Origin of the sequence: Mycobacterium sp. ST-F2, assembly GCF_001905655.1 — a bacterium.
Taxonomy (GTDB): domain Bacteria; phylum Actinomycetota; class Actinomycetes; order Mycobacteriales; family Mycobacteriaceae; genus Mycobacterium.
This window is the reverse complement of sequence record NZ_JMHT01000050.1, coordinates 20,806-44,603: the sequence shown is the minus strand read 5'-3', so window position 1 is coordinate 44,603 and position 23,798 is coordinate 20,806. Positions and strand designations below refer to the sequence as shown.

The following is a 23,798-nucleotide window of genomic DNA, read 5'->3' as shown; positions in this document are numbered from 1 at the left end:
CGAACAACCTTCCCTCGAAAGAAGGTGTGCATCAAACTCGGGGCGGTTCAGTGCGACAAGTGCCAGCGATTTCGTAGGACATCGGTGATGCCGTTGCCGGGGTGCCGTGCACAATCGGTGCGTGACCGGCCGACCACTCAAGCCCTGGCACTTCGTCCTCGTCTTCGGCGTGGTGAGCCTGCTCGCCGACATGGTGTACGAGGGCGCCCGCAGCATCATCGGGCCCTACCTGGCCACGCTGGGCGCGTCGGCTGCCGTCGTCGGATTGGTCGCCGGTGCAGGCGAATTCATCGGATACGGGCTGCGCGTTGTTGCCGGCTACGCCGTTGCCCGGACCCAGCACTACTGGGCGTGGACCATCACCGGCTACGCGCTGACGGTGCTGAGTGTCCCACTGATCGGTGTCACGGGATCACTTGTACCGGCGTTGCTCCTGTATGGCACCGAACGACTCGGCAAGGCGGTCCGCTCGCCGGCGAAAGACACGCTGCTGTCGCACGCATCGACGAGCACCGGCCGCGGCAGCGCCTTCGGCGTCCACCAGGCTCTCGACCAGACCGGCGCCATCGCCGGGCCATTGCTGCTGGCGGCGGTGCTCAGCGCCCACGCCGGCGACTACCGGATGGCGTTCGGGGTACTGATCGTGCCGGGCTTGCTGGTCCTGATCCTGTTGGGCTGGCTTCGATTTCGCGTTCCCGACCCGCGGAGCTACGAAGAAGAGGCCATTCGCGAAGCCACTGAAACCACGGCCGAACCCTCCGCGCTACAGAAGCGATTGCCCGCGCAATTCTGGCAGTACGTCGTCACGATCGGGGTGTTGTCGTGTGGTGTCGCGTCATTCCCGTTGCTGGCCTTCCACGCCCAGCGCACCGGGCTGCTCACCGACGCTCAGGTCCCTGTCCTCTTCGCGGTCGCGATGGCGGTCGACGGTGCGGCCGGTCTGGTCATGGGTCGGGTGTACGACAAGCGCGGGCCCGTCACGCTGGTCGCGGTGCCCATTGCCGCGGCGTTGTCCGCGATTGCCTTCACCGGCGACCGGACGCTGGTCTGGATCGGTGTCGCGGTGTGGGGCATCGTCAACGGGGTCCTCGACTCGACCGTGAAATCAGTCGTCACAGAGCTTGTTCCGGCGCACACGCGAGCGGTGGCGTTCGGCTGGCTGGCCCTGTTGCGTGGCGTCGCGTTGCTCATCGCTGGTGGTCTGCTCGGCGCCGTCTACGGCGTCTCCCCTACCTACACCATCGCGCTGATCGTGGTGGCGAACGTCATCGCACTCGTGGGTCTGGTGCCGATCCTGCGCCGGATTCAGCCATGACGCGACGCCTCCCGTGCGAGTTGCACGCGTGAGGTCAGCTCCAGTTTCGAGAAGATATGCGTCAGATGCGCCTGGACAGTGCGCGGCGAAATAAAGAGCTGCGCGGCAATGTCCTTGTTGGGCAGGCCTTCTTGCACGAGCCTGGCGACATCGAGTTCTGCACGCGTCAGTGAGCCCCAGCCCGTCGTGACGCGTCTACGTTCGCCCCGGCCACGCTGGGCGTACGCGATCGCCTCCTCGGTCGCCAACGCGTCGCCCTCTGCCCATGCTGTGTTGAACTCGTTGTCGCCCAACGCTTCTCGAAGGGCGGCGATTCGGTCGTCATAATCAGGGTCGAACGCCGGCCACCGTGCCGTACCCATCCGGCGACGGGCGGCGTCCGCCGCGCCCAGCAGGCGCACCGCCATCAGCTGGTTGCCTCTCTGGGCCGCGAGGATGCCCAAACCATCAAAGGCGAATGGGATGAGCAAATAGCCCCTGAGCCGGGCAACCAGACCGAGGCCGTGATGCGCGTCGCGTTCGGCACCATCCAGATCCCCTTGGGAGCTCTTGACACGCGCACGCGCCGTCAGCGCGCCTGCGAGGCTCCAGCCCCTGGTCGCCGCGACGACCTCGTCGGCCCATTGTCGCGCCACGGCCAGATCGCCACACGCCAAAGGGGCCAGCGGCGCCCACATGTGCATCGGTGCCGACTGTGGCTCCATGCCGCCATGTCCGCGCGCCAATTCGTATGTGTCCCAAGCGGCGCGGGCATCGCCCGACGCGAGATAGACCTGGGCCGAGCCGCCGTAGACGAGTCCCGTATAGCTGTCGAAAAGATCGGCGACCCGTTCGGCAGTACTGTCGGACGCCGTCCGGGCCTCCTCGACGTGGCCCTGGTAGGCCAGCACGACGGTTCGAATCGACGCCGCCTGCATCGAGAACATCCGATCGCGCGCCGCAATGGATTCCTCCTCGACCACGCCCAACTGAACCAAAGCGTCGGTGAGATTCCCGCGCAAGACCTGCGCCCAGCCCAGGGTGAAGCGGCTCTGGCGCGAGACGAATTTGTCACCGACGGTCGTGGCGATCCGCAGTGCCTCGGCGGCGGCCGTTTCACCGATTGCAGGTTCACCAAACAGCATCTCGTACATCGCCTGGAACGCGAGCGTGAGCCCCAACCACCATGGCTCGCCGGCCTCCCGCGCGACGCTTGCGGCCTCGTTGAAGTAGGCGACGGACACGTCATGATCATCGCCCGCACGCAGTGCACAAGCGGTGAGCGCTCGCGCCACCAGGGCCGGGTCCGCCAGCTCGCGTGCCGCCGCGAGCGTCTGCGCCGCTTCGTCCAGATCGACGGAACTGATTTGGAGCGACCCGAGGAAGGCTCTGCACACCGAACTCCGCAATCTCGCCTCCGGGGCGTCGGCGCCGTCCGTCGCGGCGAGGGCTGCATCCAGCCAGTTGACGCCTTCCGCCATCAGGCCGTAGTTGACCCACAGCGGAAGCAGCGACGACGCCAGCGTGAGCGCGAGTTCCGCGTCAGAGTTTTCCCGGCTCCACGCGAAAGCTGCTCGCAGATTATCGATTTCGGCACCGACTCGATCGAGCTGTCGGTGATGCGCGTCACCCTCCAGCAGACCTGCCATCGCCGTGTAGTGGTCGCGGTGCCGATTACGAGCATCGTTGCCTTCTCGACACTCGTGCAGCCTCTCTTGCGCGTACTGTCGAACGGTCTCCAACAGCCTGTAGCGCGTGCCGTCCGGGCTGTCATCGGCGACCACCAGCGACTTGTCGACCAACAATGTCAGTTGATCGAGCACCTGATAACGCTCCGTGTCGCCGGCGACGGCCTGCGCGGCGTCAAGATCAAAACCGCCGTAGAACACCGCCAGTCGGCGAAACAACGCCTGCTCCGGCTCGGACAGCAAGGCGTAGGACCAGTCCACCGAAGCGCGCAGGGTCTGCTGCCGCCGCACTGCGGTGCGGGCCCCGCCGGTCAGCAGGCGGAAGGTGTCGCGCAAGCTGGTCAGCAATTCGGCCGGCGTCAGCGCGCGGATCCGGGCGGCGGCCAGCTCGATGGCCAACGGCAGTCCGTCGAGTCTGCGGCAGATCTCCCTCACCAGGTCGACGTTGTCGGCGGCGATCCGGAAGTCGGGCTTGATCCGGCGCGCCCGGTCGGTGAACAACTCGACGGCCTCGTCGGCCACTGGCAGGGACGGCACGCGCCAGCTCACCTCCCCTGGTACCCCGACAGGCTCGCGGCTGGTGGTCAGGACCGTCAGCTCCGGACACCGAGCCAACAAGGCCGTGATCAGGAGGGCGCACGCGTCGAGCAGATGCTCGCAGTTGTCCAGCAGCACCAATATCCGCCGATCCCGGATGGACCGCGCAAGAACGTCGACGGTCAGTTGCCCGGGATGTTCGGGGAGGTGCAGCGTGCGGGCCACAGTCAGAGCCACCATGTCGGGGTCGACGAGTGGGGCCAGATCGACGTACCAAATGCCGTCGGGATACTCAGTGGCGTCAGCTGCCAGCGCGGCGGCGATTTCGACCGCAAGACGCGTCTTCCCTGTTCCGCCTGCGCCGGTCAGCGTGACGAGCCGGTTGGTGTGCAATGACTCACGGATGTCGTCCATCGCCGCGCGACGACCTACGAAGCTGGTCAACCGCGCCGGAAGGCCCACCGCGGCAACAGGATTGACCGACCGCAAGGGTGGGAACTCGTTCTGCAGATCCGGATGGCAGAGCTGCCAGACCCGTTCTGGACGCGGCAGGTCCCGCAGTGGGTGGCTGCCCAGATCGGTCAGCGTGACCTCGGCCGGCAGTTGGTCGACCACCAACGGCTCAGCCGCGCTCGACAGCACCGTCTGGCCGCCGTGCGCCAGGTCACGCACCCGCGCCGCCCTGTTGATGGTCGGGCCGATGTAGTTGCCTTCATCACGCAGGTTCACGTCGCCGGTGTGAATGCCGATCCGCAACTTGAGCGGCGCCAGCGACGTCCGTTGCAGTGCGAGCGCACAGTTCACCGCGTCCAGGGCGCGGGTGAACGCGATGACGAAGCTGTCGCCTTCACCTTGCTCGACCGGCCGGACGCCGCGATGATCGTCGACCGTGGCGGCCAGCGTCTGATCGAGCCGCGCGACCGCGGCCTTCATGATTTCCGGCTGGGTGTCCCACAGCTGCGTCGACCCCTCCACATCGGCCAGTAGCAACGTGACGGTTCCGGTCGGGAGCTCGGCCATGTCAGCGTCCAGGTGAGGGTCGCACCAGCTGGTTTCGCTCATGGTAAACAGCATGCGACCCGGCACGCAGGCGAAACATCAGCGAAATCGCCGACCATTGCGCGCCCAGGATGCGTATTCGAGCAGCTGTCAACCCCTACGTGCTCTGCCAGCGGGAGCGACCTGCAGAGCCGGAAATGCCGATCGCTAACATGAATGCGCTGCTCAGCGCGATCGGCCAAGCGACCCGTAGGACAGATGACTTGAATACACCAGAACTTGCCAATTGGAACACCCAGGAAGCCCTGGCGGAGGCGATGATTCCGATCGTCGGCACCCTGCACCGCACGCGTGGCGTCACCGTCTTGCTGCACAGCCGGTCGCTGGTGAACAAGTCGGTGATCAGCATCCTGCGCACCCACCGCTTCGCCCGGCAGATTGCAGGCGAAGAGCTGTCGGTGGTCGAGACCTTCCCGTTCCTGGAGGCTCTGGCGAACCTGGACCTGGGTCCGGCCAAGATCGACCTCGGTCTGCTGGTCCATGCGTTCCGCGCCGACGAGCGTGGCCTCTCGGTCGCCGACTTCGTCGCCGATGCCCTGTCCGACGTCACCGGCGACAACAAGGCCGAGCCGCAGGGTCCCCGCGATGTGGTGCTGTACGGCTTCGGCCGCATCGGCCGCCTCGTCGCTCGCCTGCTGGTCGAGAAGGCCGGCGGCGGCAACGGCCTGAACCTGCGGGCTGTCGTGGTCCGCAGCGGTGGCGCCGACGACCTCAAGAAGCGCGCCTCACTGCTGCGTCGCGACTCGGTCCATGGGCACTTCAACGGCACCATCAAGGTCGACAAGGAGAACAACCTCCTCATCGCCAATGGCAACGTGATCAAGTTCATCTACGCCAACGACCCGTCCGAGGTCGATTACACGCAGTACGGCATCAACGACGCCATCCTCATCGACAACACCGGCAAGTGGCGCGACCGCGCGGGCCTCGAGCAGCACCTGCGTCCGGGCATCTCGAAGGTCGTCCTGACCGCACCGGGCAAGGGCGACGTGCCGAACATCGTGCACGGGGTCAACCACCTCGGCCAGGACGTCAACCAGCAGATCTTCTCGTGTGCGTCGTGCACCACCAACGCGATCGTCCCGCCGCTCAAGGCGATGGACGAGAAGTTCGGCATCATCCGCGGCCACGTCGAGACGGTGCACTCGTTCACCAACGACCAGAACCTGCTGGACAACTACCACAAGGCCGACCGTCGCGGTCGCTCCGCGCCGCTCAACCTGACCATCACCGAGACCGGTGCCGCCTCGGCCGTCGCCAAGGCCCTGCCGGAGCTCAAGGCCAAGATCACGGGCAACTCGATCCGTGTTCCCACCCCCGACGTCTCGATCGCCATCTTGAGCCTGCAGCTCAAGAAGGAGACGACGAAGGACGAGGTGCTCACGCACCTGCGCGAGACGTCACTGTCGGGCCCGCTGAGCCGCAACCTCGACTACACCGCCGCGACCGACGCGGTGTCGAGCGACTTCATCGGTTCGCGAGCGGCGTCGATCATCGACGCGAACGCGGCCATCGTCGACGGCGATCAGGCGATCCTGTACTGCTGGTACGACAACGAGTTCGGTTACTCGTGCCAGGTGGTCCGCGTCGTGCAGTTCCTCTCGGGTATCGAATACCCGACCTACCCCCGCAGCTGACAGAGACACCTGCTTGGGCACTTCGACGGCGCCCAAGCAGGTGTACTTTCAGGTATGACCGACACCCCGATCGACGCCATCCACACCTATCTGGATGCGTTCAATGCCGGTGACGCAGACGGCATGTCGGCGGTGTTCTCCCCCAACGGCTCGATCCTGGACGGCATGGCACCGCACCAGTGGCTGGGACCGACTGCCGCCGCGGACTGGTACCGTGACGTCCTGGTCGAGGGCGAGCACCTGGGGGCGTCGGGTTATCACGTGACCGTCGGCGAACCACTGCACAACGACATCAACGGTGACGCCGCCTACGTGGTCCTGCCGGCATCGATGACGTTCGACCTCAAGGGAACTCAGATCACCCAGACCGGGGCGGTCTTCACATTCGCGATGCGCCGGGAAGGCGTCAGCTGGCGGATTGCCTCGTGGGCGTGGGCGAAGGGTCGGCGCGCGACCTGACCGGTCAAGGCTCCGGCGGCAAACCGTAGTGGGCCGCGATTCCGCCCAGCAACAACGTCATTCGATGCTGGAACGCCTCGTCTCCGAACGGGTCGTCGCCGGACTTCGCAATGGCCCGCAACGTCGGGTATTCCGATGGCCCACGCTTTCTCGTGAGTGTGAGAATCCGGGCCAGCCACGGTTGCCCGCCCTCGGCGTAGAGATACTCCCGGTGCGCCTCGGTGACACTGCCGACCGCCATACTGCTCACCGACGCCCAGACCGCAAGCGCATCGCTTGGTGACAAGCCTTGCGCGGCAAGTACTTCGACAGCGTCTGCCGTGTATTCCATCTCGACGTCATGCGCGACCGTCCCGCTGACGAACTTCTCCACCAGCGCGGGTTCCGACGCCAGCACCGTCCGGATGTACGACGCGTAGTCCCGCAGCCATGTCGCCCAGTGCCCGCCGGTGTAGCGCGGGGGCGGCGAGTTGGTCAGCGCACTCGCGGTGGCCAGACGCAGCAGATCATGCTGGTTCTTCACGTGGTGGTAGAGCCCGGGCAGGCTGATGCCGAGATGTTCGGCAACGCGTCGCATCGTGGCGTTCTCGGTGCCGATCTCCAAAACCGCTGCGGCGATGGCGCTCTGGTCGATCCGCGGCGGCCTCCCGCGGCGAGGCGCTGCGTTGTTCCCGCTCATCGTGCTCTCCTGGCGACCGCTTTCACATTCGGGGTTGACGATAACCGAGATGACTTTTAATAATCAATATGAAAATTCGCCCACCACAGAAACGACACGATGAACCGAGATAACCGTCAGATCCTGCTGCGGCGCCGCCCCGATGGCCTCGTCTCCCCCGACGACGTCGAGATGGTCACTGCGCCCGCGCCGGTCCCCGCGGACGGCGAAGCACTGCTGCGCACGACGTACGTCGGCATCGACGCCGCCGCCCGCACCTGGCTCGACGGCGAATCCGGTTACCTCCCGGCCCTGGAACTCGGCGAGGTAGTGCGCGTCGCGGGGATCGGCGAGGTCGTCGAATCACGTTGTGACGCCTACAAAGTCGGCGACCTGGTCACCACCCTGACCGGCCTGCAGGACTACGCGATCATTCGCGACGACCTGTTCAGCACGCCGGTCGTCGGGTACACCGATCCCCTGGCCGTGATGTCGATCTATGGGCCCACCGGCGCGACCGCCTACTTCGGTATGACGGGCGTCGGCAAGCCGCAACCCGGCGAAACCGTCGTGGTGTCGGCCGCCGCGGGTGCCACCGGGTCGGTGGCCGGCCAGATCGCCAAGATCGCCGGCGCTCGCGTGGTCGGCATCGCCGGTGGGCCGGAGAAGTGCCGCGTCGTCGTCGAGGAATTCGGCTTCGACGCCTGTGTCGACTACAAGGCCGCCGACTTCCCGGCTGCGCTGAAGGCGGCATGTCCGGGCGGGATCAACGTCTACTTCGACAATGTCGGCGGCGACATCCTCAATGCCGCATTGGGCAATCTTGCGCACCGGGCACGCGTGGTGATGTGCGGCATCATCACGACCTACCTCAACGGCGACCACCCCGGTCCGTCCAACTACGTCAATCTGCTCTCGACCGCCTCGACAATGCAGGGCTTCATCGCCCTCGAGGAGTGGGCACGCTTCGACGAGGCCTTCGCCGCCCTGAGCGGCTGGGAGCAGCAGGGGCTGCTGGTGCATCGCGAAACCGTCTACGAGGGACTGGAATCCAGTATCGACGCGCTCAACGGCCTGTTCACCGGAGCCAACATCGGCAAGATGCTGGTGAAGATCAGCGAACCGGGGCAGTGACCCCATGCTCACTCCCTTTGACGACTACCCGATCCACTCCTCTGCCGACCCAGTGGGCGTGCCGGCCAGCGGCGACCCCAACCACTACGACCGCTACTGGTTCAACGGCCACCAGCGCGACGGTGACTTCTATTTCGGCGCCGCCATGGGCCACTACCCCGTCCGCGGGGTGATCGATGCGGCGTTCAGCGTCGTGAAAGACGGTGTGGAGCATTCGATCTTCGCCTCAGGTGCCATGCCCTTGGACCGGTCGGCGACCGTCGGTCCGTTCCGCATCGAAGTCGTCGAACCGCTGCGCACCATCCGCTACATCGTCGACTCCAACGAGCAGAACATCTCCTGCGACCTGACCTTCCGGGCCACCACCGTCGCCCTGGAAGAACCCCGTCAGCAGCGCCGTACCGCTGAAGGCATCGTGCTCACCGACCACACCCGGCTCACCCAGTGGGGCTCGTGGGAGGGGACCATCACGGTCGACGGTGAAGACCTGGCGGTGGAGGCCGGCGCGGTGCCGGGAACCCGGGATCGGTCCTGGGGCGTCCGGCCCGTCGGCGAACAACTGGCCGTGCTGCGGCAGCCCATGCCGTTCCAGGTCTTCTGGCTCTGGGCCCCTTTGCACTTCGATGATCGCTTCGCGCACTACGCCTTCCACGAGCATGAGGACGGCCGCCGGTGGCTGGAGACCGCGCAGATTCTGGACCCGATCCCGGCAGGCGCGTCACCGGGTAGCCGGGTCGGGGTGCGGGAGTGCTACGACATCGGGTACGAACTCGAGTGGAAGCCCGGGCGTCGCGAGATCCAGCGGGCCCACCTGTGGTTCACCGACCCCATAGAGGGCGAGACCCATATCGAACTGGAGACGCTCTACACCTTCCGGATGCGCGGCATCGGCTACTGGCACCCGCAATGGGGCCACGGCTCCAACCACGGGCAGTACGAAATCGGCCGGGAATCAATCCGTTTGGATGACTTCAACCCGACTGATTTCGCTTCGCTGCATCTGCAGAACGTCGTGAAGGCCACCATGGGTGAGCGCACCGGGATCGGCGTCGTCGAGCAGATCGCCATCGGCCCGCACACGCCGTCCGGGCTCACGGGATTCCTGGACGGATACCAGACCGGCACCGCGTAGCCCACCCCCCTGACGCGGCCGTCAATGGTGTACGGCAGAGTAGGAGCCACGTTCGGGGGAACTTTGCTGGTGGTCATCTGCAGGGAGAGGGGTCGAGTTGTCCGACACGCGTGACGATGTAGTAGCACCGGTGCTGCCCAACGGCGGTGTCCTGCCGTTTCCGCCCGTGCCATCCGGCAGCATCGCCGGCCGGACGTTGCAGGAGTCGACGTATCAGCCGCGTACCGTCCCCAAGCGTCTGCACGACGACTCCCCCAACATCGTCATCGTCCTCATCGACGACGCCGGCCCGGGTCTGCCGTCGACGTTGGGCGGTGAGGTGACCACCTCGACGCTGGACAGGATCTGCGCGGAGGGTGTGTCGTACAACAGGTTTCACACCACGGCGATGTGTTCGCCGACGAGGGCGTCGTTGTTGACGGGCCGCAACCACCATGAGATCGGCAACGGTCAGATCGCCGAGCTGGCCAACGACTGGGACGGATACGCGGGCAAGATTCCGCGGTCGAGCGCGACGGTCGCCGAGGTGCTCAAGCAGTACGGTTATGCGACATCGGCGTTCGGCAAGTGGCACAACACCCCGGCGGAGGAAACCACCGCGGCCGGCCCGTTCGAAAACTGGCCCACCGGTCTGGGTTTCGAGTACTTCTACGGGTTCCTTGCCGGCGAGGCGTCGCAGTACGAGCCCAACCTGGTGCGCAACACCACCGTGGTCATGCCCCCGAAGACGCCCGAAGAGGGTTACCACCTGTCCGAGGATCTTGCCGACGACGCCATCTCGTGGCTGCGCCGGCACAAGGCCTTCAACGCCGACAAGCCGTTCTTCATGTACTGGGCCAGCGGCTGCCTCCACGGCCCGCACCACATCATGAAGGACTGGGCCGACAAGTACGCGGGCAAGTTCGACGACGGCTGGGACGCCTACCGGCAGCGGGTCTTCCAGCGCGTCAAGGACAAGGGCTGGATCCCGCAGGACTGCAAGCTCACCGAACGCGACGCGACCCTGCCGGCCTGGGACGACATCCCCGAGGACGAGAAGCCGTTCCAGCGGCGCCTGATGGAGGTCGCCGCCGGTTACGCCGAGCACGTCGACGTTCAGGTCGGCCGCATCACCGACGAACTCGAAGCCCTCGGTTATGCCGACAACACACTGTTCCTGTACATCTGGGGCGACAACGGCTCGTCAGGTGAAGGCCAGAACGGCACCATCTCGGAATTGTTGGCGCAGAACGGAATTCCGACGACGGTCCGTCAGCATATCGACGCTCTCGACGAACTCGGCGGCCTCGATGTCCTGGGCTCACCACTTGTCGACAACCAGTATCACGCGGGTTGGGCGTGGGCCGGCAGCACGCCGTACAAGGGCATGAAGCTGCTCGCCTCCGATCTGGGCGGGACACGCAATCCGCTGGCGGTGCGCTGGCCGGCGAAGATCGCCGCCGACACCGCGCCCCGGGACAACTTCCTGCACTGCAATGACATCGTGCCGACGATCTACGAGGTGGTCGGTATCGAACCGCCGCGCACGGTGTACGGCGAACCGCAGATGGCGCTCGCCGGGGCCAGTTTCGCCCGCACCTTGGCTGACCGAAATGCGCCGGGCGGCAAGAAGACTCAGTACTTCGAGATCATGGGCAGCCGGGCGATCTACCACGATGGCTGGATGGCGTCGGCGCGCGGACCGCGGTTGCCGTGGGTGCCGGGCCAGCCACCCGGCATCGCGACCTGGACTCCGGATCAGGATGTCTGGGAGCTGTACCACCTGGACGAAGACTGGTCGCAGGCCAATGACCTCGCCGCGCAGATGCCGGAGAAGCTGGCTCAGATGCGGGAGATGTTCGCCATCGAGGCGGCGCGTAACGCCGTACTGCCGATCGGTGGTGGGCTTTGGGTGCCCGTCTACCACCCGGAGCTGCGGATCGCGCCGCCGTTCAAGGAGTGGGAGTTCTCCGGTGACATGATTCGCATGCCGGAGTTCTGCGCACCGGCGCTGGGCAACAAGAACAATGTGGTGACCATCGAGGCCGACGTGCCCGAGAACGGATCGGGCGTGCTGTACGCGCTCGGCAGCGGCGCAGGCGGATTGACGTGCTACGCCGACAACGGCCGGCTGCACTACGAATACAACCTGTTCATCCTGCAGCGCACCAAGATTGCATCCGAGACCGCCATTGCGCCGGGCCGGCACACCATCACGGTGACGACGCAGTACGCGGAAGTGCGACCCGGTGGCCCGCTGAACATCAGCATCGCGGTCGACGGCTCAGAAGTGGCGTCCGGCACGGTTCCGATCAGCGCGCCGCTGCTGTTCACCGCGAACGACTGCCTCGACATCGGCACGTGCCTCGGCTCACCGGTGTCGATGGACTACCGCGAGCGTGCGCCCTTCCCGTTCGAAGGACACATCCACCGGGTGCACGTCGCGTACGCCTAGGCAGTTAGTGGTTACGCGCGATCCACTTGACGATCTGCCCGGGCGGAACACCAAATGCCTTTGAGGTCGGCCCGGGTATCCCTTGCGCGGCTTGATGGATGTAGTCGCCCGGAGCGGCTCCGCCGATCGCTCCGGGAACACCGGGGTTGTCGGGGGTGGTATCCGCCCCCGACAACCCGGCGAGCGGAATGGACACGGCACCGGCCGCGAGTGCGGCGATCACCACTTTCTTGAGCATGCTCGTTCTCCTCTGACGTAAGTGCCGCAACTGATGACGTCAGCGAGGGCGCAACTCAGCCAGCGGCCGCTCTCTTCTCCAAAGTTCTCCAATTGCCGGAATTGAAGTTTGCGCTAAAGACAGTATTGAGCATAAACCGCATGTCAATATTCATTATATGCAGATTGGTGAATTTGCTACAGACTCAATCGCGCCGGGTGATCGAATGCACCAGGTCGATGGCCGCACCGAGGGTATGGAACTTCTCCTCGAGAGTCTCGCCGGCCGGGTAGACGCGGACGGTGTCGACACCGGAGTCGCACCACACCTGCAGCCGGTCGCGGACCATATCGGCGGTACCGATCAAGGTTGTCGCAAGGATCATCTCATCGGTGATCAGCGCCGCCGCACCATCGCGGTCACCGGACTGCCAGCGTTCCCGGACCGCTGCCGCGACATCGGCCCAGCCCTGCCGGCTGTACGCCTGGTTGTAGAAATTGGTTGAGGCCGAACCCATTCCGCCAAGGCTGAATGCCAACTCGGATTTCCGGGAGTCGACCAACGCCTTGAGATGCGCCTCGTCGCGGGCGAAGCAGACCTCGGCACCCTGGCAGACATCCAGATCGGCGCGGGTGCGTTGTGAGCGGGCCAGACCCTCGTCGAGGTGCGCAAAATACGCATCGTCCGCGCCCTCGGGCACGAAGCTGGTCCCGAGCCAACCGTCGGCGAGCTCGCCGGTGAGACGCAGCATGGCGGGCGTGAGACTCGCGATGTACAGAGGGATTTCATGCTCGGCCCGCGTGGACAACCGCATCGGCTTCACATCCCCACCCGGCAGCGGGATCTGGAAATGCTTGCCGCTGTATGAGACTCTCTCCCCCGCGACCGCTTGGCGGACGATGTCGATGGTCTCCCGCATCCGGCCCAGCGGCTTGGCGAAAGGTACGCCGTGCAGCCCCTCGATGACTTGTGGTCCCGACGCGCCAAGCCCCAGGAGAAACCTGCCTTCCGACAGATTCGACAGGGTGATCGCCGCCTGGGCGATGGCCACCGGAGTACGGGTGCCGAGCTGAATGATGCCGGAACCCAGCAGCATCCGATCCGTGCACGCGGCGTAGTAGCCGAGGGCCGACGGCGCGTCGGATCCCCACGCCTCGGCGACCCAACATATGTCGAGACCCAGCTTCTCGGCTTCCGAGACGAAAATCCTTTGGTACTTCCAGTTTCCGATGCTGTCGGCCTCGATCGTTGTCGCCGCGCGCATCAGCTCTCGGCCCGCCGCTTGATGTGCTCCAGCACGCACTGCATACCGCTCTCGAATTCGCGGAGCCGGTTGAAGACGATCTTCTGCTCCTTGTCCGGCATCCGGGCGATCGCGAGCGACAGGCCAGACGGCGCCGGACCCAGCTGGGCCCATTGTGCGAGCCGGGTACCGGTGCCCTCAGCGCTCAGGCTCAGCCGCCAGGTGGCCGTCGGGTTGTCGGCATCGCCGATGGCCCAAGCCATTACGTGCTCTGGCTCGTACTCGACGATCTCAGACTCCGTCGACCATTCACCGAGTGCGGAGTGGCTGTTGTAGCCGACGAATCGGGCACCGAGACATGGCTTGTCGCATCCTTCGAGCCATTCGACTCGCTTCAGCTCCGGGCTGCACTCGGGCATCACCGTGATGTCAGAAGCCAGTTCCCAGACCCGTGCCACAGGCGCGTCGATCCACGTCGAGACCTCGACGGTCGGGGCGTCGGCATACACCGCACCGGTCCACTCCATGCTTTCAGCTTCCCTTCGCTGTACTTGCGCCGGCGAACAGTGCCCTGGCGGCCAGCATGAGCTTCAGTTCAGCGTCGACGTCATCGAGCGGCTGCAGGCTCGACGTCGCCCGGCACATGGTGATGGCGCCTTCGATCGCCCCGAGGGACGTGGTCGCGAGCCGGCGGGCGGCCGCGGTGTCGAGGCCGTCCTCCACCAGACAATCAGCGATCAACTGATGCCAGGTGCGGAAGATCTGATTGGCGTGCTGTTCCAGCGCCGAGTCCGGCGCGGCACTGACAGCGATGGAGACCACCGGACATCCGACGGCGAAGTTGTTCTGGCGCAGTAGTTTTCGCCAGAACGCGGTAACGGCGTCGACAATGGCGGCAGGTCCGCCCGGTGCCGCTTTGGAGATCAGCCGGGAGATGGCGTCGCCGCTGAGCTGCGCTGCCTCGTCGATGATCTGGGCTCGCCCGTTCGGAAAGTGGTGGTAGATGGAACCCCGGGGCGCACCACTGCGGTGCAGCACATCGTCGAGCGTGACGCCCTCGACGCCCCGCTCGCGCAGCAGCTCAACTGCGGCGAGCACCATCGACTGACGGGTGTCGGGCGGCATGGACGGCTCCTGACGCGCGGATCAATTGACTCGAATTATGATCGGTTTCATATCCGCATGTCAACATCACACCAGGGCGCACCGTTATGCCAGAAGATCACATCTCGTCCGCCTCATGGAATCGCCGTGACTATGATCATGTTCATAGTCACGGGGATTCCGTTGAGTCGGCGGGTCAGAAAGTGCTGACGATTGAAGAGTCCGTCTTGAACACCGTGCCGCCAAACCTCTGCCAATCGTCGTAGGGCCGGCGGAAATCCGCGAAGTAGGGTGTCGACAGCTTGCGTGCAATCATCTTGTCGAACTCATCAGCGGCAGATCGATAGGTCGCCTGCCCGTGGGTGTCGCTCGTCGTGGGCTGGCCGGCCCAATAGATGGTGCCGCGGTCGGTGTTCGTTGCGTCGTAAGAGTCTTCCGCGTCCGTATGGTCGGCCAGAATGCGAGTGCCGTACGCCCACGTCTGGTCTCCGAGATCGGCGATCAGCAGCGCACTCTTGGTTGAACCTGTATTCACCCCGATCTCGTTGAGCTTCTTGGTCAGCGGTGCCCCGAACAGCAAGACGGTCTTGACAAGTTCCTTATGTTGACCCAACGCGGCGTAGTTCTGCATCTGCTGACCGCCGTTGCTGAATCCAACGAGCATGATCTCGGAGGGGGCGAGTCCCTGAGCGCTCCAACTGTCGTACGCATTGTCGATGAATGCGCTCACCTTGGGATTCAGTTCACCCAGGTTGCCCCTGACTGCAGTACCGCCGTCAGAGAAGTTCGCAATTCCCGTCATCGAGACCACCATCCGGGTTTTCCCGTCCGTTTTGGAGCGCACCAGTTGGACGGTGATCTTGTTGGCAGTATCCGGATCCATGTTGTTGAACCAACCGGTGGCCGTGGGCTTCACGGTGATCGGCGCGATCTTGACGCTCACCGGCACCGTGACCGTCCCCCCGTGGCCGTCGGTCATGGTGACGGTGAACGAGTCGGTTTTTACGGCACTCGGAGCGTTCTTCGCTCCCGCTGCCAGTCGTGCGGCTTGCGTCGGGGTATAGGTGAAGGTGCCGTCGGGCCTGACGGACACTGCCCCCTTCGTCGTTGCGGACGGGCCAGCGAAGGACAGTTCGTCGTTGTCGGCATCCGTTCCCACGATCGTGCCCTTCACCGCGCCGTCGGCCTCCGGACCGGCCACGGTCACTTTTGCTTTGGGCGCAACATTTTTCGGCGCAACGGGCACGGTGACCGTCAATGTCAGACTGCCGCCCGCACCATTGGCGACCGTTACGGTGAACGTATCCACTTTGTCCGACGCGCTTGCGTTGTCCGCCGACGCCGCGTGCCGGGCACTGGCATTCGGCGTGTATTTGAATGCCCCGCCCGTGGTCATGGTCACCGCGCCGTCCCCCGGAGCGCCCACGGCGAACGTCACCGGATTGCCGTTGGGGTCGCTGGCGGTAACCGTCCCCGTCACCACACCGGTTTTGGCGTTCGGGCTACCCACCGACACCGTCGCATCAGGTGCGGCATTGGCCGGGTACAGGTTGATGATGCCAATACTGCTGTCGTACAAGTTCGCGGTGAAAACTCGTCCACTACTCGGGCTTACGGCAACGCCGGACAGGTAATAGTGGGGCCCCGTCCCGACGTTCAACGTGCTGACGGATTGCCTTCCGGCCGTATCGACGACGTACACCGTATCGTTCTCGGTTGCGACCAGATACTTTCCGTCAGGCGTCAATGCCAGATGCTCGGCGCTGGATGCCTGGCCGGCGTCGAAGGTGGCTGTCACGGCTCCCGTCGCGGTGTTGACGACCGCGACGTCGTGATAGCCGTCGATCGCCACGTAGGCTTGAGACCCGTCCGGGCTCAACACGACACTGCGAACCTCGGATGCATAAGCGTCGAGATCGATGGCGGTGCCGGCCGTGCTGGCAAGATTGACTTTGAGCAGCGTGGCGGGATAGTGGTCGACCAACGCGACATACGCCGTCTGGCTGTCGGGGCTGATCGCAAAATCGGCGACGCTACCATCGAAATAGACTCTCTTGGTGACGGTTTGAGTCGCGGTACTGATCATCGCCAGGGTCCCGACATGTCCGACTCCATACGAGACGGGTGTGCTGTAGCCGACGACGACCGATTTGCCGTCAGGTGCGACTTCCACGGGTAGCGAATACGAGGTTGTCCCGCCCAGGGTGATGGTCTTGGTCACCTTGTTGGTCGCAGGATCGATGACGCTCACCATTGCGCTTGCCGATGTACCACCCACCGCGCGGAAACCCGTGGCGTAGATCCGACCGTTGGGCGCCACGTCGACTCCGGTTACCGCAAAGCTGATCGGAACGGTCGCTTTGACGGCCTTCGTCGTGGTGTCGATGACCGTGACGGAACCGGCCGCCATGTTCATGGTGGTGTTTCCGGCATACGCGTAGCGCCCATTTGGGCTTACCGCAACGGCTTCGGGAAAGTACGCGCCGACGCTCACTGTCGTATTGACGGCAGGTGCGACGGCCGTCAGCGGCACCAGCGCGGCCGCAGGTTCGGCCTTGGCGACTGCCTTCCCGATGTATGTGATTGTGCGATAGGTGGTTTCGACTTCGCGGCGCACAGCACCGGCCGCTGAGATCAGCAGCCCGGCCAGTGGCACCTCCGGAGCGGCAGGTACCCGGTCCAGGCTGGACGACAGAGCCATGGTTGCCACCAACGGCACCGGGACGTTCGTGGCCGCAGGCTGGGCAACCACCCCGAAAGAATGCGATTGCGCGACTGGAGAATTCATCGGGGCGGGCGTGCCGGTACCGGCCGCCTCGGGGTCCTGCTTGGTGTGTAACGGCGGAAGAGCGGTGCGCACAATGGCCGGGATCCTGGGTGAGGCCGGCTTGGTCGAGCGCCCTGAAGTGACGCCGGTTACCGATGCCGCAGCCGGGGCACCACCACTGGCTTTTCCTTCGGCACGCGTGGTCTCCTCGCGGCGCTTCTTGTTCTTCGTTGTGGCACCGGGCGCAGAGTGCGGACGCTTCGTCATGCCGGCATCGGCTCCGCGCTGATCGACGGATGGCGCCGGTGAGGACGCATCATCCGCGTGCGCGAAACCGGTGTTGGTACCGGCGCTGATGCACAGTCCGACTCCCACTGCGAAGGTGCCCAGCCACTTGTACGGTTCACGCGTTGACCGACGTCTACTTGCCACTGCAACCTCCGGCCATCAGTCACTCCAGCTATGAAGTGCTGTGAGTGTGCTGCGCGCATTATGGCAAGTGGCTGGTGAATGGACAGCGACAAATTGGCGCTGGTGTAGAAAATCAGCCGAACGACGGACAACCTAGCGGCCTGCTAGAGCGTGCCATCCAGATACGCGGCACGGCAGGCGCGGCGGGCCAGCTTGCCGCTGGTGGTGCGCGGGATGCCGCCTGCAGGCAGCAGGCGGACGTCGGAAGCAGTGACAGCGTGGCGGTCGGGCACCAATGCGCGGACGGCGTCGATCGCCGGCTGTGGATCGTTGCGGGCCGTGCCCGAGGCGCGTTCGGCGATGATCACCAATTGCTCCCCATCCTCGCCCGGCACGCTGAAGGCCGCCACGTAGCCCCGGCGCACCAGAGGTGAGGCATCGGCGGCGGTCGCCTCGATGTCCTGCGGATAGTGATGCCGGCCGCCGATCGTGATCACGTCTGCCAGACGGCCCGTCACGTACAGTTCGCCGTCGAGGTAGAAGCCCAGATCCCCGGTGCGCAACCAGGATCCGGAGATATCGGCGCCGTCGGCGTGACTGTGCTGCGGCAGCGCCGCGCGCAGGCGGGCATCGAACACCTCGCGGGTCTCCTCCGGCAGGCCCCAGTAACCGCGGCCGATGTTGTTGCCCTGCAACCAGATCTCGCCGACTCGTCCGTCGGGCAATTCGGTTGCGGTGTCCGGGTCCACCATCACCGCCCAGAGGCTGCGCGCCGTCTGCCCACACGAAACCTGCGCGACCGTCCCCGGCGCGTCCTCGGCCACCGGCACCGCGGTGCCGGCCGCGAGCCGGTCACGGTCGAAGTACCGCACCGTCGCCTCCGCAGCCGGGGCGATGTTGGAGACGAAAAGTGTTGCCTCGGCGATGCCGTAGGAAGGCTTGAACGCCGTCTTAGGCAGTCCATGCGGCTCGAATGCCGCGTTGAACGCGGTGATTGCGTCGATGCTGACCGGCTCTGAGCCGAGGATCAACACGACGTTCGCCAGATCGATGTCGTCGTCCGGACCCGGCACTGCGCGTTGCGCAGCCCATTCGTACGCGAAATTCGGTGCGGCAGTGACCACTCGGCCCACCTTCGAGCCGTCCGACAACGCCTGGATCCACCGCAGCGGCCGACGGATGAACGCGGTGGGAGACAACAACGTCGAGTGCCCGCCGTACACGGTGGGAAAGCCGATCATCGACAGGCCCATGTCGTGGTACAGCGGCAGCCAGCTCACGCCGTGGGTGTTCCGGTCCAGCATGTCGATGGACAGGATCATCTGAATCAGGTTGGTACCCACTGCTTTATGGGTGATCTCGACGCCGACCGGTGGCCGGGTGGCACCCGAGGTGTACTGCAGATGCGACACGTCGTCGACGTCGAGGTCGACGGGATTGAATTGCGCACCCTCGTCATCCGGCACTTCATCGATCACGACGACCCGCGGCGTCCCCACATCGGGATGCGCGGAGAGGAATTCCGTGACGGCCGCCAGTGCTGCGGCCGTCGTCAAGATCGCGGTCGGTCGCGCGTCGCGCAACGCCGTGTCCAAACGTTCCGCGTGCCCAGGTAATTCGGGTGCGAACAGCGGCACCGCGATGGCGCCGGCCTTGATCGCCGCGAAGAACCCAGCGACATACTCGAGTCCCTGGGGTGCCAGGATGGCGACGCGATCTCCGCGCTCACTGACCGCCTGCACCCGTGCGGCGATGGCCCGCAGCCGCACGCCCAGTTCGGCCCAGGTCAGTTCGACGGTCCGCATCTCGGCACCGGCGTAGTCCAGGTAGCGGTAGGCCACGACATCCGGGACGTGGGCGACATTGCGGTCGATCAGCGAGATGAGCGTCGCCCCGGGCGGCAGTGTCACCCGCCCCGATGCGTCGAAACACTCCTCGATCTGGATCAGTCCATTGCTCGGAGTCATGACTCCACATTAGGCACGAACTCATGCCATCTGGTGTCCCCGAGCACGATTGGGGTCTTTGGTCCCCCTCGGTTGCGTTCAGCGCCGGGACCATTCTTCGGCCAGCAGTTCGTACGAACGCACCCGGTCGCGGTGGTCATGCGTGATGGTGGTGATGATCAGCTCGTCGGCTCCCGTCGCATCGCGCAGCTGCTCCAGCTTGTCGGCGACCTGTGCCGCCGATCCGACGAACTGGGTGTCGACCCGGTCCGCGACGAGCTCGCGTTCGGCTGCCGACCAACGATGGGTCCGTGCTTCGGCCGGCGTAGGAAACGGGATCGCGCCGTCGGCCGTGCGGATACTGCGCACCCACAGGCCGTATCCGGTGGCGAGTTCGCGTGCGGTGGCTTCGTCTTCGGCGACGACGACGTCGGCCGAGACCGCGACGTACGGCGCGGCGAGCTCGGCCGACGGCCGAAACGCGGCCCGGTAGGCGTCGGTCGCAGCTATGGCTCAGCTTTCGGCGCTCGCCGTCCGGCGTCATCGCCGAACGGAGCCAGCGCAGCCCCTGAAATCATCGCGATTGCAAACCCGCCACGTCGGCCTACCGGATACCGCGGACCAGGCGTCCCGGACGCGCTCCGGTGTCGATGCCGTGGCGGCGGGTGACGGTGCCGCTGACGATGGTGGCGTCGTAGCCACTTGCGCCCTGCACCAACCGTTTTCCGCCGGCCGGCAGGTCGTACACCATCTTCGGCGCATGCAGCGTCAGCGCGTCCAGGTCGATGACGTTGAGGTCGGCCTTCTTGCCCACGCTGATCACGCCGCGATCGGACATGCCGTAGAGCTGGGCGGTGTCGTGCGACTGCTTGCGGATCACGTATTCCAGCGGCAGCTTCTCACCGCGGTGACGGTCGCGGGCCCAGTGCGTGAGCAGGAACGTCGGGTAGGAGGCGTCGCAGATCATGCTGCAATGGGCGCCACCGTCCGAGAGGCCGAGCACGCCGGCCGGGTGCGTGAGCATCTCCCGGATGGCGTCGTGGTTGCCGTCCGAGTAGTTGAACATCGGGTACATCAGCATGGCCCCGGCGTTGGCTTCCAGCATCAGGTCGTACATCGCGGCCAGCGGATCCACGCCGCGCCTTTCGGCGATCGCCGCGACAGTGCGCTCGACAGTCGGCTCGTAGTCCGGCGGTTCGCCTATGTGGTACAGGCGATTTGCCGCATTCTGAGCCAGCATGAACATGCCGTCGAACAGTTTCGTGGGGTCGATCGGCAGGTCTTCCTCCGCCAGGATCGCGGCCCGCACGGCCGGCTCGGCCAGCTTCTCGGCCAGCTCTTCGCGGGTGCATTCCGCGACCAGCCGGCGGTAGGTCGGCCGGTGGGTGAACGCGTGATGGCCGGGGAAGCCGAGCAACATGCCGAACGGCCGCGCCGCCACCTGCGGGAACAGCCGGCTGCCCGCCTGGTGCGCGGCGGCAGAAAGGTCCAGCTGCTCACGCCACAGGTTGGGATCGGCATCCACCTGGATGAGCGCGAAGCTCAGGGCGCAGTCGATCTCCTCACCGAGGCGGCGCATCCAGTCGAGTTCCTTGCGGGGCGCGATGATGTCCTCGCCGGCGGCACCCTGCGGAGCCAGTTCGAAGACCGCTGCCCCGCCGGCCGCGGTGGCGCGGCCCAGCGCGAACAACTCGTCCTCGGCGGCGAAGGTGCCCGGCACCGGCTCACCGTCCATCGCGCGGTGCGCCAACGTACGGGACGACGAAAAGCCCAGCGCCCCAGCCTCGATGGCTTCCTGGACCAGTTTCGCCATGGCCTTGATGTCGTCAGCGTTGGCCGGCTCGTTACGGGCGCCGCGCTCCCCCATCGCATACGCGCGGACGGCGCCGTGCGCGATCTGGGTGCCCATGTCGACGGCCAGCTCACGCTTCCCGACGACATCGAGGTATTCGCCGAAACTCTCCCAGCCCCAGGTGATGCCCTCGGTCAGGGCGGTGCCGGGGATGTCCTCGACGCCTTCCATGAGCGCGATCAGCCACTCTTCCTGGCCGGGACGCACCGGCGCGAAGCCGACACCACAGTTGCCCGCGACGACCGTCGTCACCCCGTGGTTGCTCGACGGCTCCAGCACACTGTCCCAGCTGACCTGACCGTCGTAGTGGGTGTGGATGTCCACGAACCCCGGAGCGACGATCTTTCCGCCGGCATCGATGGTCTCGGCCGAATCACCCGACAGCACAGGATCATTCGGGCCACGCCGGTGCACCTCGACGATCTTGCCGTCCCTGATCGCGACGTCGGCGGTGAACCGGTCGGCACCGGTTCCGTCGACGACAGTGCCACCGGTGATCTTCAGATCGAACACATCCGCTCCCTTGTTGCCGCCGCGACCGTCCGTCAGCGGCAGTACTGTAACAGTGTTACACCGTGATGGACCGGAGATCCAGCGCCTGGGTGTGATTAGGTGTTCGGCAAAGCGGAAGGAGGTGGTCATGGCAGAGGCATCCCAGCGCGGGTCCGATGGCGCGTCGAAACCTGTTGACGCTCAATTGATCCTGGATACTGCCGCGGCATTGCTGGAGCGCGACGGCGTCGCGGGATTCTCGATGCGCAGCCTGTCCGAGCATCTGGGCGTCGCGGTCACGTCCATCTACTGGCATGTCGGCGGCCGGGACAAGCTGTTCGACCACCTCATCGACCGGCTGATCGACGTGATGGCCAGCCTGCCCGCCATCGGAGACACTCCCGCCGAGCGCATCGCCGCCCTGGCCCGTGCCCAGCGCACCGCGCTCATCGAACGCCAGCACCTGATGGCCATCGCGCACGAACGCGACCGCACGCCGTCACTGTTCCAGTCGGTGCAGCAGACCCTCGCCGCCGAACTGGCCGCCCTGGGGATCACCGGCAATCAGGCGGCACTGGCGCTGCGGTCCATCGAGGTGCACGTGATTTCGTCTGCGCTGATGCAGTTTTCGGCCATCCGCAGCGGCGAGCACGAGGAAGAGGACGCCTCGCTGTGGGGCGACGACTGGCCGGACCAGAAACTCGTCGAGGCCCTGCGCTCGCCCACCGACTACGACGCAGTGTTCGAGTACGGACTGGCCGCGCTGCTCGCGTCGCTGGTGTGATTTGTGCACGAAAATCCGCGGTGAGCGCGGAAAATCGTGCACAAATCACTTCGTGGCGAAGCGGCGGTTGCGCAGCTTGGGGATCGCCTGCTCGGTGAGGACCCGGGCGCGTTCTGTCATGGCGCCGGAGACGGCGTCGGGGTGCGTGGTCAGGTAAAAGCCGCCCGCCGCCGACTGATCGAAGATGATCTCCGCGGCGGTCATCGGATCCATTGCGGTGATCTGGTGCATCGCGGTGCGCTCCGACTCTGACGCGTCGGCGGCGTGCCCACTTCCACCGTCGACGCCGCCGGCCGCGGTGAAGATGTTCGACTGCACCGGTCCGGGCAGCACCGCCTGCACACAGACGTGATTGTCGTGGCCGGCCAGCTCGACCTCGACGCGCAGACACTCGGTCAGTGCCAGCACGGCGTGCTTGCTGACGATGTACGGCGCCTGCAGTTGCACCGTCGACACCCCACCGACGGACGACATGTTCCACACCCACGCGGGTTCGTCGGACGCCAGCATGGCCGGCAGGAAAGCCCGCACGCCATGGAAGACACCACTGACATTGATGTCCATGACGCGCTCCCAGTTGGCGACCGGGGTGTCCCACAGGTAGCCGAACTGCTCGATGCCGGCGTTGTTCACCAGTAGGCGCACCGGTCCGATTTCGCGGTACACCATGTCGGCCAGGTCCTGTACGGCCTCGGCGTCGCGGACGTCGCACACCGCATCAACTGCGGACGCACCCGCCGCGGACAGCTCGTCGCGCAGGGCAGCGACCGCGGCCGCGTCGACGTCGGCCAGCACCGTCGTCATCCCAAGTTTCGCCGCGTACCGGGCCAGACCGGCCCCGATCCCCGAGCCGGCACCCGTGATGACCGCGACGCCACCACCGAACAGTTCCTGTGCACCCATGGCCGAAGTAAATCGCAGGGCGGGGGCCCGGACAGGCCCGACGTCCG

The 23,798-nt window shown here is 65.6% G+C and carries 17 protein-coding genes and 1 pseudogene; 7 read left to right on the top strand and 11 right to left on the bottom strand.

Features of this window, described 5'->3' with window-relative positions; translation table 11 throughout:
* Positions 1 to 121 precede the first annotated feature (121 nt).
* Positions 122 to 1,315: an MFS transporter gene (locus tag EB75_RS18170; RefSeq protein ID WP_083612396.1), complete on the top strand. Its 1,194-nt coding sequence runs from the start codon at positions 122 to 124 to the stop codon at positions 1,313 to 1,315.
* Here EB75_RS18170 and EB75_RS18165 read toward each other — a convergent pair.
* Positions 1,306 to 4,539: a LuxR family transcriptional regulator gene (locus EB75_RS18165; protein WP_073696738.1), complete on the bottom strand. Its 3,234-nt coding sequence runs from the start codon at positions 4,537 to 4,539 to the stop codon at positions 1,306 to 1,308. The two genes, EB75_RS18170 and EB75_RS18165, sit on opposite strands and share 10 nt — an antisense overlap.
* Positions 4,540 to 4,781: 242 nt before the next feature.
* Between EB75_RS18165 and EB75_RS18160 the strand changes: the two genes are divergently transcribed.
* Complete coding sequence (locus tag EB75_RS18160) at positions 4,782 to 6,215, top strand: glyceraldehyde-3-phosphate dehydrogenase (RefSeq protein WP_073696737.1); 1,434 nt, start codon at positions 4,782 to 4,784, stop codon at positions 6,213 to 6,215.
* 54 nt (positions 6,216 to 6,269) lie between these two features.
* Entirely contained in the window at positions 6,270 to 6,674 is a 405-nt protein-coding gene (locus EB75_RS18155) for a YybH family protein (protein WP_073696728.1), read from the top strand.
* A 4-nt stretch (positions 6,675 to 6,678) separates the two neighbouring features.
* On the opposite strand, the gene EB75_RS18150 is transcribed toward EB75_RS18155, so the two are convergent.
* Positions 6,679 to 7,353 (bottom strand): TetR/AcrR family transcriptional regulator C-terminal domain-containing protein, encoded by a 675-nt coding sequence (locus tag EB75_RS18150; RefSeq protein ID WP_073696727.1) that lies wholly within the window; start codon positions 7,351 to 7,353, stop codon positions 6,679 to 6,681.
* Between the two features lie 99 nt (positions 7,354 to 7,452).
* Between EB75_RS18150 and EB75_RS18145 the strand changes: the two genes are divergently transcribed.
* The 3 genes from EB75_RS18145 to EB75_RS18135 all read left to right on the top strand — a co-directional run bounded on the left by EB75_RS18145 (position 7,453) and on the right by EB75_RS18135 (position 12,032).
* The gene (locus tag EB75_RS18145) at positions 7,453 to 8,466 is read left to right on the top strand and encodes an NADP-dependent oxidoreductase (protein ID WP_073696726.1); all 1,014 of its coding nucleotides are present in this window, start codon (positions 7,453 to 7,455) and stop codon (positions 8,464 to 8,466) included.
* Positions 8,467 to 8,470: 4 nt separating this feature from the next.
* The gene (locus EB75_RS18140) at positions 8,471 to 9,598 is read left to right on the top strand and encodes an Rv3169 family protein (protein WP_073696725.1); all 1,128 of its coding nucleotides are present in this window, start codon (positions 8,471 to 8,473) and stop codon (positions 9,596 to 9,598) included.
* Between the two features lie 97 nt (positions 9,599 to 9,695).
* The gene (locus tag EB75_RS18135; protein ID WP_073696724.1) at positions 9,696 to 12,032 is read left to right on the top strand and encodes an arylsulfatase; all 2,337 of its coding nucleotides are present in this window, start codon (positions 9,696 to 9,698) and stop codon (positions 12,030 to 12,032) included.
* 4 nt (positions 12,033 to 12,036) lie between these two features.
* Here EB75_RS18135 and EB75_RS18130 read toward each other — a convergent pair whose 3' ends face one another.
* The 8 genes and pseudogenes from EB75_RS18130 to EB75_RS18095 all read right to left on the bottom strand — a co-directional run bounded on the left by EB75_RS18130 (position 12,037) and on the right by EB75_RS18095 (position 22,085).
* A complete protein-coding gene (locus EB75_RS18130; protein ID WP_073696723.1) occupies positions 12,037 to 12,270 on the bottom strand; it encodes a hypothetical protein in 234 nt (77 codons plus the stop codon).
* A gap of 184 nt (positions 12,271 to 12,454) precedes the next feature.
* On the bottom strand, positions 12,455 to 13,513 hold the full coding sequence (locus tag EB75_RS18125; protein ID WP_073696722.1) for an LLM class flavin-dependent oxidoreductase: 1,059 nt from the start codon (positions 13,511 to 13,513) through the stop codon (positions 12,455 to 12,457).
* Positions 13,513 to 14,019 (bottom strand): SRPBCC family protein, encoded by a 507-nt coding sequence (locus tag EB75_RS18120; RefSeq protein WP_073696721.1) that lies wholly within the window; start codon positions 14,017 to 14,019, stop codon positions 13,513 to 13,515. The genes EB75_RS18125 and EB75_RS18120 overlap by 1 nt, the downstream gene beginning before the upstream one ends.
* A 4-nt stretch (positions 14,020 to 14,023) precedes the next feature.
* Positions 14,024 to 14,617: a TetR/AcrR family transcriptional regulator gene (locus EB75_RS18115; RefSeq protein WP_083612394.1), complete on the bottom strand. Its 594-nt coding sequence runs from the start codon at positions 14,615 to 14,617 to the stop codon at positions 14,024 to 14,026.
* Positions 14,618 to 14,792: 175 nt separating this feature from the next.
* On the bottom strand, positions 14,793 to 17,630 hold the full coding sequence (locus EB75_RS18110) for a WD40 repeat domain-containing protein (protein WP_142239683.1): 2,838 nt from the start codon (positions 17,628 to 17,630) through the stop codon (positions 14,793 to 14,795).
* Positions 17,631 to 17,938: 308 nt separating this feature from the next.
* Positions 17,939 to 19,741, bottom strand: coding sequence for a fatty acyl-AMP ligase (locus EB75_RS18105; RefSeq protein ID WP_073696719.1), 1,803 nt, complete (start codon positions 19,739 to 19,741; stop codon positions 17,939 to 17,941).
* 78 nt (positions 19,742 to 19,819) lie between these two features.
* Positions 19,820 to 20,230 (bottom strand): annotated as a pseudogene (locus EB75_RS18100) (LLM class oxidoreductase); the annotation flags it as partial.
* Positions 20,231 to 20,324: 94 nt separating this feature from the next.
* Entirely contained in the window at positions 20,325 to 22,085 is a 1,761-nt protein-coding gene (locus EB75_RS18095; protein ID WP_073696718.1) for an N-acyl-D-amino-acid deacylase family protein, read from the bottom strand.
* 127 nt (positions 22,086 to 22,212) lie between these two features.
* On the opposite strand from EB75_RS18095, the gene EB75_RS18090 reads away from it, so the two are divergent.
* Entirely contained in the window at positions 22,213 to 22,848 is a 636-nt protein-coding gene (locus tag EB75_RS18090; protein WP_073696735.1) for a TetR/AcrR family transcriptional regulator, read from the top strand.
* Positions 22,849 to 22,893: 45 nt separating this feature from the next.
* On the opposite strand, the gene EB75_RS18085 is transcribed toward EB75_RS18090, so the two are convergent.
* Entirely contained in the window at positions 22,894 to 23,751 is an 858-nt protein-coding gene (locus EB75_RS18085; protein ID WP_073696717.1) for an SDR family NAD(P)-dependent oxidoreductase, read from the bottom strand.
* Positions 23,752 to 23,798 lie beyond the last annotated feature (47 nt).